The 12,503-nt window shown below is 49.7% G+C and carries 18 protein-coding genes and 2 pseudogenes; 10 read left to right on the top strand and 10 right to left on the bottom strand.

From position 1 onward, the window contains the following. Positions 1-5: 5 nt before the first annotated feature. From C1A06_RS11660 to C1A06_RS11690, 7 genes are all read left to right on the top strand, one after another. The gene (locus C1A06_RS11660) at positions 6-314 is read left to right on the top strand and encodes a TraL conjugative transposon family protein (RefSeq protein WP_004308924.1); all 309 of its coding nucleotides are present in this window, start codon (positions 6-8) and stop codon (positions 312-314) included. Next, complete coding sequence (gene traM, locus C1A06_RS11665) at positions 295-1,650, top strand: conjugative transposon protein TraM (RefSeq protein WP_032595739.1); 1,356 nt, start codon at positions 295-297, stop codon at positions 1,648-1,650. The genes C1A06_RS11660 and traM overlap by 20 nt, the downstream gene beginning before the upstream one ends. Positions 1,651-1,719: 69 nt before the next feature. After that, positions 1,720-2,778, top strand: a complete 1,059-nt coding sequence (gene traN / locus C1A06_RS11670; RefSeq protein ID WP_032588475.1) for a conjugative transposon protein TraN — start codon at positions 1,720-1,722, stop codon at positions 2,776-2,778. A gap of 2 nt (positions 2,779-2,780) precedes the next feature. Then, positions 2,781-3,356 (top strand): conjugal transfer protein TraO, encoded by a 576-nt coding sequence (locus C1A06_RS11675; RefSeq protein ID WP_032588474.1) that lies wholly within the window; start codon positions 2,781-2,783, stop codon positions 3,354-3,356. Positions 3,357-3,364: 8 nt separating this feature from the next. Next, the gene (locus C1A06_RS11680) at positions 3,365-4,264 is read left to right on the top strand and encodes a DUF8464 domain-containing protein (protein ID WP_004310298.1); all 900 of its coding nucleotides are present in this window, start codon (positions 3,365-3,367) and stop codon (positions 4,262-4,264) included. Next, the gene (locus C1A06_RS11685) at positions 4,264-4,770 is read left to right on the top strand and encodes a DUF3872 domain-containing protein (protein WP_032595742.1); all 507 of its coding nucleotides are present in this window, start codon (positions 4,264-4,266) and stop codon (positions 4,768-4,770) included. The genes C1A06_RS11680 and C1A06_RS11685 overlap by 1 nt, the downstream gene beginning before the upstream one ends. Then, a complete protein-coding gene (locus C1A06_RS11690; protein ID WP_005827312.1) occupies positions 4,767-5,294 on the top strand; it encodes a glycoside hydrolase family protein in 528 nt (175 codons plus the stop codon). The genes C1A06_RS11685 and C1A06_RS11690 overlap by 4 nt, the downstream gene beginning before the upstream one ends. Positions 5,295-5,356: 62 nt before the next feature. On the opposite strand, the gene C1A06_RS11695 is transcribed toward C1A06_RS11690, so the two are convergent. The 7 genes and pseudogenes from C1A06_RS11695 to C1A06_RS11725 all read right to left on the bottom strand — a co-directional run. Next, a complete protein-coding gene (locus tag C1A06_RS11695; protein ID WP_004310300.1) occupies positions 5,357-5,578 on the bottom strand; it encodes a DUF7688 family protein in 222 nt (73 codons plus the stop codon). 116 nt (positions 5,579-5,694) lie between these two features. Beyond that, entirely contained in the window at positions 5,695-6,003 is a 309-nt protein-coding gene (locus tag C1A06_RS11700; RefSeq protein WP_004310301.1) for a hypothetical protein, read from the bottom strand. Between the two features lie 53 nt (positions 6,004-6,056). Continuing rightward, positions 6,057-6,362 (bottom strand): DUF6956 domain-containing protein, encoded by a 306-nt coding sequence (locus C1A06_RS11705; protein ID WP_004310302.1) that lies wholly within the window; start codon positions 6,360-6,362, stop codon positions 6,057-6,059. Further along, complete coding sequence (locus C1A06_RS11710; protein ID WP_008770680.1) at positions 6,302-6,520, bottom strand: DUF3873 domain-containing protein; 219 nt, start codon at positions 6,518-6,520, stop codon at positions 6,302-6,304. Before C1A06_RS11710 ends, C1A06_RS11705 begins: the two co-directional genes overlap by 61 nt. A gap of 31 nt (positions 6,521-6,551) precedes the next feature. Then, the gene (locus C1A06_RS11715; RefSeq protein ID WP_005827305.1) at positions 6,552-6,809 is read right to left on the bottom strand and encodes a DUF8466 domain-containing protein; all 258 of its coding nucleotides are present in this window, start codon (positions 6,807-6,809) and stop codon (positions 6,552-6,554) included. A 24-nt stretch (positions 6,810-6,833) separates the two neighbouring features. Then, entirely contained in the window at positions 6,834-8,099 is a 1,266-nt protein-coding gene (locus C1A06_RS11720) for a PcfJ domain-containing protein (protein WP_004310303.1), read from the bottom strand. Further along, positions 8,096-8,320: pseudogene (locus C1A06_RS11725) on the bottom strand (PcfK-like family protein); the annotation flags it as partial. The gene C1A06_RS11720 and the pseudogene C1A06_RS11725, both read right to left, overlap by 4 nt. Before the next feature lie 167 nt (positions 8,321-8,487). Between C1A06_RS11725 and C1A06_RS15255 the strand changes: the two are divergent. From C1A06_RS15255 to C1A06_RS11740, 3 genes are read left to right on the top strand one after another with little or no spacing between them, the layout of a single operon-like run. Continuing rightward, the gene (locus tag C1A06_RS15255; protein WP_237476146.1) at positions 8,488-9,720 is read left to right on the top strand and encodes a site-specific integrase; all 1,233 of its coding nucleotides are present in this window, start codon (positions 8,488-8,490) and stop codon (positions 9,718-9,720) included. Further along, entirely contained in the window at positions 9,713-10,702 is a 990-nt protein-coding gene (locus C1A06_RS11735) for a tyrosine-type recombinase/integrase (protein ID WP_158639707.1), read from the top strand. Before C1A06_RS15255 ends, C1A06_RS11735 begins: the two co-directional genes overlap by 8 nt. Continuing rightward, positions 10,699-11,727 (top strand): tyrosine-type recombinase/integrase, encoded by a 1,029-nt coding sequence (locus C1A06_RS11740; RefSeq protein ID WP_101690410.1) that lies wholly within the window; start codon positions 10,699-10,701, stop codon positions 11,725-11,727. Before C1A06_RS11735 ends, C1A06_RS11740 begins: the two co-directional genes overlap by 4 nt. A 94-nt stretch (positions 11,728-11,821) precedes the next feature. On the opposite strand, the pseudogene C1A06_RS11745 reads toward C1A06_RS11740, so the two are convergent. From C1A06_RS11745 to C1A06_RS11755, 3 genes and pseudogenes are all read right to left on the bottom strand, one after another. Continuing rightward, positions 11,822-12,025, bottom strand: a pseudogene (locus tag C1A06_RS11745) (PcfK-like family protein); the annotation flags it as partial. Between the two features lie 23 nt (positions 12,026-12,048). Then, on the bottom strand, positions 12,049-12,270 hold the full coding sequence (locus C1A06_RS11750; RefSeq protein WP_008019901.1) for a hypothetical protein: 222 nt from the start codon (positions 12,268-12,270) through the stop codon (positions 12,049-12,051). Positions 12,271-12,281: 11 nt separating this feature from the next. Next, on the bottom strand, positions 12,282-12,497 hold the full coding sequence (locus C1A06_RS11755; RefSeq protein ID WP_005643957.1) for a hypothetical protein: 216 nt from the start codon (positions 12,495-12,497) through the stop codon (positions 12,282-12,284). Positions 12,498-12,503 lie beyond the last annotated feature (6 nt).

Raw genomic sequence — 12,503 nt, forward strand, 5'->3', positions numbered from 1 at the left:
CGGACATGAAGAAAATCAAAAAATCATTTTGGCGTGCGTACTGGAAGCTCCACGACAAAAAGAAAATGCTGGTGGCAAGGCTCAAAGGCTATCTGGACGGTTTGCCCCCGAAGACACGCAGGCGCATCGTGCTGGCGATGCTCGCCGCCTTTGCGGTGCTTGCCCTCTACACCTTCGGCAAAGCCGTCTATGAAATCGGCAGGAATGACGGCAGCCGGATGGTAACAGACCATGCCGGACAGGTGGAACTGTCCATAAAGCCGGACAACAATCATAATGTAATACCTTATTTATATGGAACAGACGAAGAATGAACCTAAAAACGAGAACAAGGCGGCTCCCGACAACGGGAAACCGAAGAAGGAGCGCAAGCCGCTGACCGAAGCCCAAAGGCTGAAACGTCAGAAAATGATAGTGCTGCCCGCTATAGTGCTGGTATTCATCGGTGCTATGTGGCTGATATTCGCCCCGTCTTCCGACAAGGAGCAGCAACCGGGAACGGGTGGTTACAACATCGAAATGCCCGACGCTGACAAGGCGAACCGCCAGATCATCGGCGACAAGGCGAAAGCCTACGAACAGGGAGCAATGGAGGAACGGCAGGAGAACCGCAGCCGCGCCATGCAGGAACTGGGCGATATGTTCGACCGCGAGGTGGCGGAAACGGACGGCGGCAGGGACTTCGACCTTGCTAATCCCGGAAATGCGGAAGATGCAACAGCAAAATCATCCGCTCCGAAAACCATCCAATCCTCCGCAGCTGCCTACCGCGACCTCAATACCACGCTCGGCAACTTCTATGAGCAGCCGAAGAACGACAACGCGGAAATGGACGAACTGTTAGAGCGTATCGCCTCGCTGGAATCGGAACTGGAAACCGAGAAAGGCAAGGCATCCGCTATGGATGACCAAGTGGCACTCATGGAGAAGTCCTATGAACTGGCGGCGAAGTACATGGGCGGGCAGAACGGCACACAGCCACCTGTCGGACAGGCGGCAGAGCCTTACCCCGTGCAGAAAGCCGGAAAGAACACGGCTGCACCTGTCAGGCAGGTAACGCATCAGGTGGTATCTTCGCTCTCACAGCCGATGAGCAACGCTGAGTTTGTCGCCTCCTTCTCGCAGGAGCGCAACCGCAGTTTCAATACGGCGGTGGGTGTCACGACTGTATCGGACAGGAACACCATATCGGCGTGTGTCTATGGGGCGCAGAGTGTGACTGACGGGCAGGCGGTAAGATTACGGCTGCTGGAGCCGATGGCAGTGGCGGACAAAATCATACCCCGCAATGCAGTGGTGGTAGGCACGGCAAAGATTCAGGGCGAACGACTCGATATTGAAATTACTTCGCTGGAGTACGCAGGTACGATTATCCCGGTAGAACTGGCGGTGTATGACACGGACGGACAGCCCGGCATCTTCATTCCAAACTCGATGGAGATGAACGCCGTCAGGGAGGTTGCCGCCAACATGGGCGGCTCGCTGGGCAGCAGCATTAATATCTCCACCAACGCAGGGGCGCAGCTCGCCTCCGACTTGGGCAAGGGGCTGATACAAGGCACGAGCCAGTATATCGCCAAGAAGATGCGTACCGTCAAGGTGCATCTGAAATCCGGATACAAGGTCATGCTATATCAGGACAGAGATTGAAAACAATAACAATCAACGACTAAAAAAACAACAACCAAATTTTTATTTACCACTAAAATCCAAAGTAGAATGAAAAAAGTAATCATCATGTTTGCCCTCGCTATGGGCATCATAACTGCCAACGCGCAGGAGAACGTAACCGTTGGAGAGAACAACGGAAGTGAACCGACGAACGAAGCGAGAGCAGAGACAAGCTCGCTTGACTATGCCTCGCAAGGAGGAGGAAGGCAAAGCCAACAACCGACCTTGACAAAGGAGGTCTATCCGCAGAAGGAGGCGGACGGCGATCTGTATCACGGGCTGACAAAGAAGCTGACCTTCGACCGCATGGTTCCCCCGCACGGATTGGAAGTGACCTACGACAAGACCGTCCACGTCATTTTCCCCTCGGAGGTGCGCTACGTCGATTTAGGCTCGCCCGACCTGATTGCGGGTAAAGCCGACGGAGCGGAGAACGTCATCCGCGTGAAAGCTACCGTGCGTAACTTCCCGAACGAAACCAATATGTCGGTAATCACGGAGGACGGGAGTTTCTATACTTTTAACGTGAAGTACGCCTCCGAACCGCTGCTTCTCAACGTGGAGATGTGCGACTTCATCCATGACGGCGAGAAGGTGAACCGCCCGAACAACGCGCAGGAAATCTACCTGAAGGAACTGGGCAGCGAAAGCCCGATGCTGGTGCGCCTTATCATGAAGTCCATCCACAAGCAGAACAAGCGTGAGGTGAAGCACATCGGCTGCAAGCGATTCGGCATCCAGTACCTGCTGAAAGGTATCTACACGCATAATGGGTTACTCTATTTCCACACGGAGATAAAGAACCAGAGCAACGTGCCTTTCGATGTGGACTACATCACATGGAAAATCGTGGACAAGAAGGTGGCGAAGCGTACCGCCGTGCAGGAGCAGATTATCCTGCCGCTCCGTGCGCAGAATTACGCCACACTCGTGCCGGGCAAGAAGAGCGAGCGCACGGTATTCACGATGGCGAAGTTCACCATTCCCGACGACAAATGCCTCGTGGTGGAACTCAACGAGAAGAACGGGGGGCGTCACCAGTCTTTCGTGATTGAAAACGAGGACTTGGTACGTGCCAATACCATCAACGAACTTCAAGTGCGCTGACCATGAGAAAGTACATCGCAATAATCATCGTGTCGCTTGCCCTGTTCACGGGGCAGGCGCACGCCCAGCGATGCCTGCCGAAGATGCAGGGCATCGAATTGAGAGCTAACCTTGTGGACGGTATGCGTTTAAGTGGCAACAATGGCGGTTACAGTTTCGGGGCGGCTCTCTCCACCTACACGAAGAACGGTAACAAGTGGGTGTTCGGTGGCGAATACCTCTTGAAGAACAACCCGTACAAGGATACCGCCATACCTGTGGCGCAGTTCACGGCGGAGGGCGGTTATTATTTCAAGATACTCTCCGACGCCCGTAAAATAGTGTTCGTCTATGCGGGGGCTTCGGCTCTCGCCGGATATGAGTCGGTGAATTGGGGCGAGAAAGTGCTGCATGACGGCTCCACGCTCCATGACCGGGACGCCTTCATCTACGGCGGTGCGCTGACGCTCGATGTGGAGTTTTACGTGGCTGACCGTATCGCCCTGCTCGCCAACCTCCGGGAGCGCCTGCTGTGGGGTGGCGACACACGGAAGTTCCATACGCAGTTCGGGGCGGGCGTCAAGATAATCATCAACTGACACGTCGCATGGAACGGACGGACATTGAGAATATGAGGCAGATACCCATTGCGGACTTTCTCGCACGGCTGGGACATGAGCCTGTCCGAAGGAGCGGAAACGAGCTGTGGTATCGTGCGCCATACCGCAGTGAACGCACGCCCTCCTTCCGTGTGAACGTGGCGAAACAGCTCTGGTACGACTTCGGCTTGGGCAAGGGCGGCGACATCTTCACGCTTGTCGGGGAGTTTACCCGAAGCGGGGATTTCATGGCGCAGGCGAGATTCATAGCGGAAACCGCCCGTATGCCGCTTGCCGCAGCAGAAAAGCCGTTGTACCTGCCGGAACCGTCCGAACCTGCCTTTGAGGGAGTGGAAGCCGTCCCGCTGCTCCGCTCTCCGCTGACGGAGTATTTGAAGGAAAGAGGCATCCCTTATGCCGTTGCATCCCGCCACTGCTGCCGCCTGAACTACGGCGTGCGTGGTAAGCGGTACTTTGCCGTCGGCTTTCCGAACGTGTCGGGCGGCTATGAAACCCGAAGCCGCCGTTTCAAGGGTTGCGTACCACCAAAGGACGTGTCGCTGGTCAAGGCGGGGGACATCCCGGCGGACGTGTGCAGCGTGTTCGAGGGCTTTATGGACTTCCTGTCCGCCGTCACGCTCGGTTTGGCAACGGGTGACTGCCTTGTGCTGAACTCCGTCGCCAACGTGGAAAAGGCTTTGAAACATCTGGACGGGTACGAGCGCATCGACTGTTACCTCGACCGAGACGAAGCCGGACGCAGGGCAATGGAAGCCCTGCGGACACGCTACGGAGGAAAGGTGACAGACCGTTCCGGCATCTATCAAGGCTGCAAGGACTTGAACGAGTACCTGCAACAAGTATCAAGAAAACAACAAAAGAACAACAATCTAAAAATCAAAGAATAATGAACATACTGAACAACAAGAACAAGAGAACATCAATCTTCAAGGCGTTGGCACTCTGCCTGTTCGCCGCAGTGTCATTCACATTCGTATCGTGCGACGACGATATGGACATCCAGCAATCCTATCCCTTCACGGTGGAAACCATGCCCGTGCCGAACAAGGTCACAAAGGGGCAGACGGTGGAAATCCGCTGTGAGCTGAAGAAAACGGGCGATTTCGCCAATACCCTCTATACCATCCGGTATTTCCAGTTCGAGGGTGAGGGCACACTGAAAATGGACAACGGCATCACTTTCCTGCCCAATGACCGCTACCTGCTCGAAAACGAGAAGTTCCGGCTGTACTACACGGCGCAAGGTGACGAGGCGCACAACTTCATCGTGGTAGTGGAGGACAATTTCGGCAACTCCTATGAGTTGGAATTTGACTTCAACAACCGAAACGTGAAGGATGACGGGGTTATCACTGTTGTCCCCATCGGGAACTTCAAGCCCTTTACACGATGATGCGTGTATTCATGGCTATCCTCTGTTCGCTTCTGGCGGTCTGTTCCGTGTCCGCACGGAACAGACGCCATGAGGGAACGGACGGGCAGGCGGCTATCTACCGGCTGCCACCATTTGAGAGGGCGGTGCGATGCACGAAGTATTTTGAGGGCTGGCATTCGGAAAAACATCACCCGTATGTAGGATATGGACATCGGTTGCAGCCGGGGGAAAGGTATTCGGCACGCACCATGACGAAGCGGCAGGCGGACGCGCTTCTGCGAAAAGACCTGCGGAAGTTCTGCGCGATGTTCCAGCAGTTCGGGAAGGATTCGCTTCTGCTTGCCACGCTCGCCTACAATGTCGGTCCGTACCGTCTTTTGGGGAGTGGGAAGATACCCAAAAGCACGCTAATCCGAAAGCTGGAGGCGGGTGACAGGAACATCTACCGGGAGTATATCGCTTTCTGTAACTATAAGGGGAAACGCCACGCCATGCTGCTCAAACGAAGGAAGGCTGAGTTTGCGCTGCTGTATGTACCATAAAGAATAAGTGTCTGACGAAAGAAACTCCGATGAAGCCGCCAACTTCATCGGAGTTTCAGTTTTCATACATTCGGGATTGTCCCTTTGCCTGCAACCTCACCGTCCCTGCAATGCTCTATGATACCGGGTGAAAATCCCATGCTGCCGATTGCGATATGCCGGATATAGTCTGTATATTCCTGACCTTGAAAATTCCTGCCCGTAAGGTTCTTGAAAACCATCTTTATGCTTATGCCGTCGTTGCTGTACAAGATGGTTTTTCCGTTCTGTCTGATTGTTTCCATGATTAAAACTTGTTTTTGTGAATACTATCGTAGATTGGTACAAAGGTTTCTTTGCCTACTTTCTTATCCGCCATCATGCTCATGAAAGAAAGTAGGCGGCTTTTGCCGCCCACCCCTCAAAAGCGGGTGTAAAGTCCCGTTACCATCGTGAACATTTCCTCCAGCATATCGCAATATATCCCCTCGTGCGTTTCAATGTCCTTCGTCCTGCTCTCGAATGTCTTTTTGCTGAACGTCTTGCGGTAGAAACGCATATTGTATAGGTCTGCCCCTCCGTCATAGATGATGTCAAGGCGGTTGGCACTGGTCTTGTTCCTCGCAAGGCTCATGCGCAAGCCGTTGCCCATGTCTGTGAAGTCTTTGCTTCCCGTCATGGCGGCAAAGCGTCTGCCGCCAATCTGCTCTAAAATTGTCTTTGCTATCATATCCGTTGTCTTTTAGGTTTATGGTTCGGGCGGTGCGGACACCGCCCCAATGTTCAAAATTCTGTTTTCTCGGTTATGGGTGTGCATTTTTCCAGCCACTCTTTCAGACATTCCATGCTATACTCGCTCGTGATGACTGCCGTATGGCTGTCAATGGCAGTGAAACGGCTGCTTTCATAGCTGTCTATCCACCCCTTTAGGGTATCAACTCCCCACGCTTCGGCATCGTCAAAGATGCCGTCCAATGCCGTAATGGGTTCGCTGAATTTGACTATCAGCGTTTGGTAGCCTGCTTCGTTCATCGCTTCTCCTCCTTCCTTTCCTTTGCCGTTAGCCACTTGTCCCGTGCGGCTCGACATTCGTCTAATGTGGGTTTGACACAAGAGAAAAGTTCCCCGTCCGTGTGGCGGTAGTCGTATTGCACAAGGGTGCGTTTGCGTCTGTCGATACCCGTTTGGAATTTCTCGTAGTTCTCCGTTCCTGCCGATTGGCAGGTGCTTACTCCGTTAATTGTCATTTTGTTGCCATAGTCGTTGTTATTTAGATGATTAGAAATGTACAGACAGCACTCTGTGTTGCATCACCATTTCGGGGTCGCTCGTGTAGCGTTGGTGCAGGTAGAAATGATGAGAGCCGAAGCCGTAAAGGAAGAACTTGTCAAGTTCGTGTTTCTCGGCAAAGTCCTTGACGCTCGCCCTTAATTGCTCCTCACTCTGACAAAGAGTGAGGAGGTTCATAAATTCAAGGAACATCGTGGGGATTTTATCATCCCATAGGAAAACCATGCTTTCAAATCTTACTTCCATAATGTTAGTTGTTAGATGTCGATATTATGCCGCTTTCATCCGCTGGCGGATAAGGTTGGCGTTCTTGTTCACAAGGGCGATGATGCGGTCGTGGTATTCGGAGTTCTCGTTGCATACGCCACGACACTGCACCACCTCAAAAGTTTTTAGTGACACCTCTATCGTTTCAATTCGTTTTCCGTCAATGGTGGCGGATAGGATAAGGGAGTCTTTTCGTTTGTGGTAACCGCCCACACAATGGTGCATCGTCCTTCCTTCCTCTGCCATTTCTTCCACGCTCTCTATGACTTTGACGCAAATAAGGCTGTCGGTAAAGGCAAGTCCGAAGAATATGCCCTTAGCTTTCAGATATTGTTTCTCGTCCTCAATCGCTTTCCTGCGTTGCTGTTCAGTCCGCTCATGTTTCCTTTGCAGGTTGCGCTTTGCCACCAACTTGTCGTGTTCAACTTTGAGGTCGGCAGGGCAAACGTATTTCGGGCTGTTTGTGTCCTTGCCGAAATGACGCAGGAGGTCTATGGTGTCACGCCACATTGAGCCGTCCTCAATAGTATAGCCGTTGCGGATACATATCTTGATTGAAGCCCAATACTCTCCAATATTGAAAGAGTGGTACAGATAGTAGCGCAACATGGGATATTGCCCTGCCTTCAACAGCGTTTCCGCACGGCTGTCCGACAATAATGCCGGTATTAGTTTGGTGGGTACAATGTCGTGGAAATTGCCGTTAAAGCCGTTTCTGCGGAGCGTCGGCAACACCTTATATCTTGGATATATCGGGGAATATGAGATATGGCGGTACGCTTCATTGTCATTGCGGATAGCAAAAGGAGAAGCGAATGAGAACGTGTCGATGTAGCATCCCAATGTGCGTGGAATGGCAACAACAGCCTTACGCCCTTGTTCATTCCACCAATACTGCCCGATTTCAAGGGCATAGGACTTGGCATTAACCCCTTTCTCCATACCCACGACAAGCAAGAACATTCGTAGCACTTGGTATTCTCCGCTTGTGGTAAGGGTTGTGAAATACTGCTTTTGTCTTACCTTGCGCTGATAGGTGAGGCAGACTTTCAAACTTGCTCCACATTCGGGACACGTACAATGCTCGGTCTGCTCCGTCATTACCCAACTATGACCGCAATCCATACAAGTGGTACGACCTTTCGGCAAGCGGTGTGCATAATGCTCCACGCAATTACGGAATGCCCAATTTATCTGTATCGGGGTTATCGGGCGTAGTTTCTTGCTTTGGGCAAGAACTGCTTTTTCAAATTTGTTTCTCGGTTTCATAAGCCAAAATCAAATAATGAGGGTTGAACTTGGGTTTCTGTTTTCGCCTTTGTCGGCTTGGTGCGGTTCTGCAACTTGCGGAGTTCCTCGTCTTGGTATCTGCGGACTGCCTGCTGACGTGCTTCTGCTTTTTCCTCTGCCGTGAGTTCCACAATGTGGTTCACCGCCACTTGGCATTGGATAGGCTTGCCCACCTCAATCTCGTTCTCGTCATAGTAGTGCTTATCAAAACTTGTGATAACCACTATTATCCCAATTAGTGACTTATCACAAGTTGATATTTTTGTTGAAGTATAAAATATTAAAAAACAATACTTTACAACGTCACTTTTGATAATGTGCTCCCGATAATATTTTTATCTTGTGTCGTAACCAAATTATATTTGATATGGCACAAGAAAAATTACTTCAAGACCTCGTTGACCAATGCAAGGCATTGATGAACGAAGCTGGTTACAGTGCGAGAACACTGGCCACTTACAATGAACTGTGGGAATGGCATCTGAAACCTTTCATGCAGCAGAAAAGAATTACGATGTATACCTCTGAAGTCGGTTTTGATTTCTTAAACTCCCTGCCGGGAGACAAGCTCACACTAACCAATCGCTGGAGACGTGTTATCACTATCCTTGACACAGTCCTTCAGGATGGCAAAATCGGGCGAATTAAACCGCAATGGGTATCGTTCGACATGCCTGGCGAAATTGGAGAAATTGCCAAGTCGTTTTTGGCTAAAAAGAAATCACAGTTGGTTAGTAGCATAACTGTTCAAGTTTATAACCGTATGCTGGGTCGCCTCATATCTTTCCTGAGTATAAAAGAGGTTACAAGCCTTTCCAAGATGTCGGAACCCCTGCTTCTTGAGTTCCTCTCATCATCACAGTCAAACCCATCACAGAGAGTGATGGTCGTCCGTGGCTTTTGCCAATATCTTGTTCAAGAGGGTTTGGTTCCTGCTCATTACGGAAGTCTGGTTCAAGGCTATCGTTTCCCAATTCGAGAAAAGCTACCGTCGGTATATACACCGGAAGAGGTACAATTGATAGAGAAGGCTATAAACCGTAACAAGGTCGGTGGGAAACGTCTATATGCCATGTTTCTTCTTGCGGCAAGACTTGCACTTCGCATCTCCGATATCATACGCCTAAAATTGAAAAACATAGACTGGGATAGGAATATCGTCCGCATCGAGCAGTTCAAAACCGGAAAAGTCGTGGAACTTCCTCTGCTTGTGGAAGTTGGCAACGCAATAATAGATTATCTGCGCAGCGAAAGGCCGGTATGCAATGACGAGCATATGTTCATCTCACTTAAACCTCCGTTTCAGCGCGTCTCCAAGGACACGGTCAATACAGGTTTCAGAAAAGCGTTCAGCGATGCCGGCATAAACGCCGGGCGACGTCATCATGGTATCCATGCCATGCGTCATTCACTCGCTTCGGAACTTCTGAGTTCACAAGTCCCGCTGCCGACAATCTCCGGAATACTCGGGCATACAAGCCAGACATCAACAATGAACTACCTGCGCGTGGACATAGAGGCAATGAAATGCTGCTTGTTGCCGGTACCGCCCGTGCCGGATGAATTCTACAATCAGAAAGGAGGCATCTTGTATGAATAATACGATAATCTTCAAAAGCTCTTTTGCCCGGGTAATCAATGAATACCTGCGCATAAGACAGAGCCAAGGTGTCAACATCGCCCATGAGCTGACAATAATGAAAGAGCTGGATCAAATAATGGCCAGACATGGAAAACCTGTGGAACGGATTACCCGCGAGCTTATCGAGGAATGGCAGAGTATGCAATTTAATGAATCTGATCGCACAAAATACGCAAAGGCTTGTCAAATGATTAGATTTTGTACCTACCTGTGCCACATTGGAATCGACTCATACATTATGCCGAAGCCCAAACGGCCGGCCAATTCTTTTGTACCAAGAATCTTCTCCAAAGAAGAAATTGCAAAAATTTTCAGCATTGCCGATGCTACAACTCTACCAAAACCCATGTTCAACAGTTGCCTTATATCAATGCCTGCTTTGATTCGTTTTCTGTATTACGCAGGTTGTCGAGTCGGAGAGACAATCTCGATTAACAACGAGGATGTCGATATGGTCAAAGGCATGGTTCTTTTGCGTAATACCAAGAACAGAAAGAACCGGTTGATACCTTTGAATGACAACATGAAATCCATCTTCTCCCAATACCTATGGTATCGCGCCAGATTGAAGGCCGATGGCCTTGACATTCCATCAGGTCCGTTCTTTGTCAAGGCAGACGGCACAAGAATCTCCGCCAACTCTGCATACAACAGGTTCAAGGAAATTCTGGAGAAATGCGGAATATCTCACCTTGGCCACAATCAGGGACCTCGCCTGCATGATATCCGCCACACCTTCGCTGTACACTCGCTTCAGCATATGGTCGAATCCGGCCTTGACATTTATACTGCTCTTCCGATATTGTCGGTGCTTCTCGGACACTCCAGTGTATATGCTACGGAAAATTATGTCAGACTCACCATCCAGTTATTCCCTGACATTGTAACAAAAAACGGAGATGCCGTGAAGTCAATCTTCCCAAACATTGATACGCCATGAAAATAGAAACAGACTTTGGTAAATATGTCACACTGTTCTTCACACAATATCTTGTTGGAGAACGCGGTGTCAGTCCCCACACGTTGAGAAGCTATAGCGACACGTTTAATCTTTTCTACGATTTTATGTCATTGGTGCGTTCAGTTCCAGCCCACAAAGTAAGGCTTAAAGATGTGACTCATCAGACAATCAAGGACTTCCTTTTTTGGTTGGAAAAAGAAAAGAATAACCTTGTGTCAACACGGAACATACGATTGGCCGCCATTAAGTCGTTCTCCTGCTTTATGCAGTACTATGATACGATGCACGTGGGCCAGTGGCAGGCAATACTTGCGATTAAACAAAAGAAAATCGACCGCGATGCATTCTCGTACCTAACTACGGAGGGCATGGCACTGTTGCTCTCGCAAATCCCGACAGATACGAGGGATGGCAGGCGGCATCTCGCCATACTCGCTTTTCTCTATGACTCAGGTGCAAGAGCAAGCGAATTGGTGAACCTTAAACCAAGCGACATCTTCTTTGAAATTCCGGCACATGCGACCCTCTTTGGCAAAGGGCGGAAACGACGCATCGTTCCGTTGCAGGACAAACTGTGCGCCATTGTCAAAAAGTATATGGAAGATTGGGATTTAGACACTGCTGACACATCCAACCGACCGCTCTTCATGAACAAAAACGGTCGAAAATTGACAACAACTGGTCTGGCATATATCATCTCACTTTACGCATCTCCTGCGAGAGTGTTGCGTCCTGACCTGATACCCGGAAAGTTGTCGCCACACTCATTCCGTCACTCAAAGGCTATGCATCTTCTCCAATCCGGCGTGAACATAATCTATGTCAGAGACATTCTTGGGCATGTTTCCATGAAAACTACTGAAATATATGCACGGGCAGATTCTAAGCAAAAGCGTGAAGCTCTGGAAAACGCATATCAGGATTTAATCCCCAAAGCATCCACGGATGGGGTATGGGAAAGCGACCAAGAACTCAAAAAATGGTTGAGAAGTCTTGGTAGATAAAAATATTATCCAAAGTCGTTTTACAAAGTTGGGTGTTGTACCAATTGATAATCAACACTATTTGTATGCGACTTTGGATAATAATCTAATTGGGATAATAGTGTACTGCTTGTCCGTATATCTCTCCGTCCGTGAAGCCGTTACAACCGCTTTTCTGCACATAGTTCAGAATGTAGGTTACGCAATCGTCAATGTTCTTGGCTGGATTGCGGTAGTTCTTCGCAAAGAGCGTGTCTTCCTCCGCACGTTGTTCCAAATACATCTGTATCGTTCTCTTGAAATGGTCTGTTCCTTTCATATCGCTGTCGTTTTTATGAGTTGTCAAATAGTATGTTTCAAAATCTCCCTCCAATAAATCGGCTCAACCTCGCTCAATAGGAAGTCTATAAAGTCCTTCCGTGCGTCCTTGTTCAGTTCGTGGTAGAGTCCACGGAACACGGACATATTGCCGTTGAGGTATGTTTCCACCATGTACTCGAAGATGTTGCCCACCTCGTAGTATCTGCATTGTTGCTCCACTGTCTTGCTTCTTCTCTTTGCCATGTCGGTAGGGATTAAAGGGTGAATAACCAAAGAATGAAGCCGAAGAACAGGATAACGGAAAGAATAGCCACGATTACCCCTATTGCCACTCGGAACACTCCGTTTATTATCTCTCTGACGATGTACCAAAGGATGCCGGACACCCAAAAGGCGGTGCGCATGATTAGGGTGCATATCGCAAGCCCTATGTATTGCGCCATTTGTCTGAAATTTACCGTTGCTGTCATAGCCGT

Origin of the sequence: Dysgonomonas massiliensis (genome assembly GCF_900240225.1) — a bacterium.
Taxonomy (GTDB): domain Bacteria; phylum Bacteroidota; class Bacteroidia; order Bacteroidales; family Dysgonomonadaceae; genus Dysgonomonas; species Dysgonomonas massiliensis.

Coding starts and splice junctions, on each gene's coding strand:
- C1A06_RS11695 (WP_004310300.1), bottom strand. CDS start 5,578: ATGGAAACAATCAGACAGAACGGAAAAACCATCTTGTACAGCAACGAC.
- C1A06_RS11710 (WP_008770680.1), bottom strand. CDS start 6,520: ATGACAATTAACGGAGTAAGCACCTGCCAATCGGCAGGAACGGAGAAC.
- C1A06_RS11755 (WP_005643957.1), bottom strand. CDS start 12,497: ATGACAGCAACGGTAAATTTCAGACAAATGGCGCAATACATAGGGCTT.
- C1A06_RS11680 (WP_004310298.1), top strand. CDS start 3,365: ATGGAACGGACGGACATTGAGAATATGAGGCAGATACCCATTGCGGAC.
- C1A06_RS11700 (WP_004310301.1), bottom strand. CDS start 6,003: ATGATAGCAAAGACAATTTTAGAGCAGATTGGCGGCAGACGCTTTGCC.
- C1A06_RS11705 (WP_004310302.1), bottom strand. CDS start 6,362: ATGTCGAGCCGCACGGGACAAGTGGCTAACGGCAAAGGAAAGGAAGGA.
- C1A06_RS11690 (WP_005827312.1), top strand. CDS start 4,767: ATGATGCGTGTATTCATGGCTATCCTCTGTTCGCTTCTGGCGGTCTGT.
- C1A06_RS15255 (WP_237476146.1), top strand. CDS start 8,488: ATGGCACAAGAAAAATTACTTCAAGACCTCGTTGACCAATGCAAGGCA.
- C1A06_RS11750 (WP_008019901.1), bottom strand. CDS start 12,270: ATGGCAAAGAGAAGAAGCAAGACAGTGGAGCAACAATGCAGATACTAC.
- C1A06_RS11740 (WP_101690410.1), top strand. CDS start 10,699: ATGAAAATAGAAACAGACTTTGGTAAATATGTCACACTGTTCTTCACA.
- C1A06_RS11715 (WP_005827305.1), bottom strand. CDS start 6,809: ATGGAAGTAAGATTTGAAAGCATGGTTTTCCTATGGGATGATAAAATC.
- C1A06_RS11720 (WP_004310303.1), bottom strand. CDS start 8,099: ATGAAACCGAGAAACAAATTTGAAAAAGCAGTTCTTGCCCAAAGCAAG.
- C1A06_RS11685 (WP_032595742.1), top strand. CDS start 4,264: ATGAACATACTGAACAACAAGAACAAGAGAACATCAATCTTCAAGGCG.
- C1A06_RS11735 (WP_158639707.1), top strand. CDS start 9,713: ATGAATAATACGATAATCTTCAAAAGCTCTTTTGCCCGGGTAATCAAT.
- C1A06_RS11675 (WP_032588474.1), top strand. CDS start 2,781: ATGAGAAAGTACATCGCAATAATCATCGTGTCGCTTGCCCTGTTCACG.
- traM (WP_032595739.1), top strand. CDS start 295: ATGGAACAGACGAAGAATGAACCTAAAAACGAGAACAAGGCGGCTCCC.
- traN (WP_032588475.1), top strand. CDS start 1,720: ATGAAAAAAGTAATCATCATGTTTGCCCTCGCTATGGGCATCATAACT.
- C1A06_RS11660 (WP_004308924.1), top strand. CDS start 6: ATGAAGAAAATCAAAAAATCATTTTGGCGTGCGTACTGGAAGCTCCAC.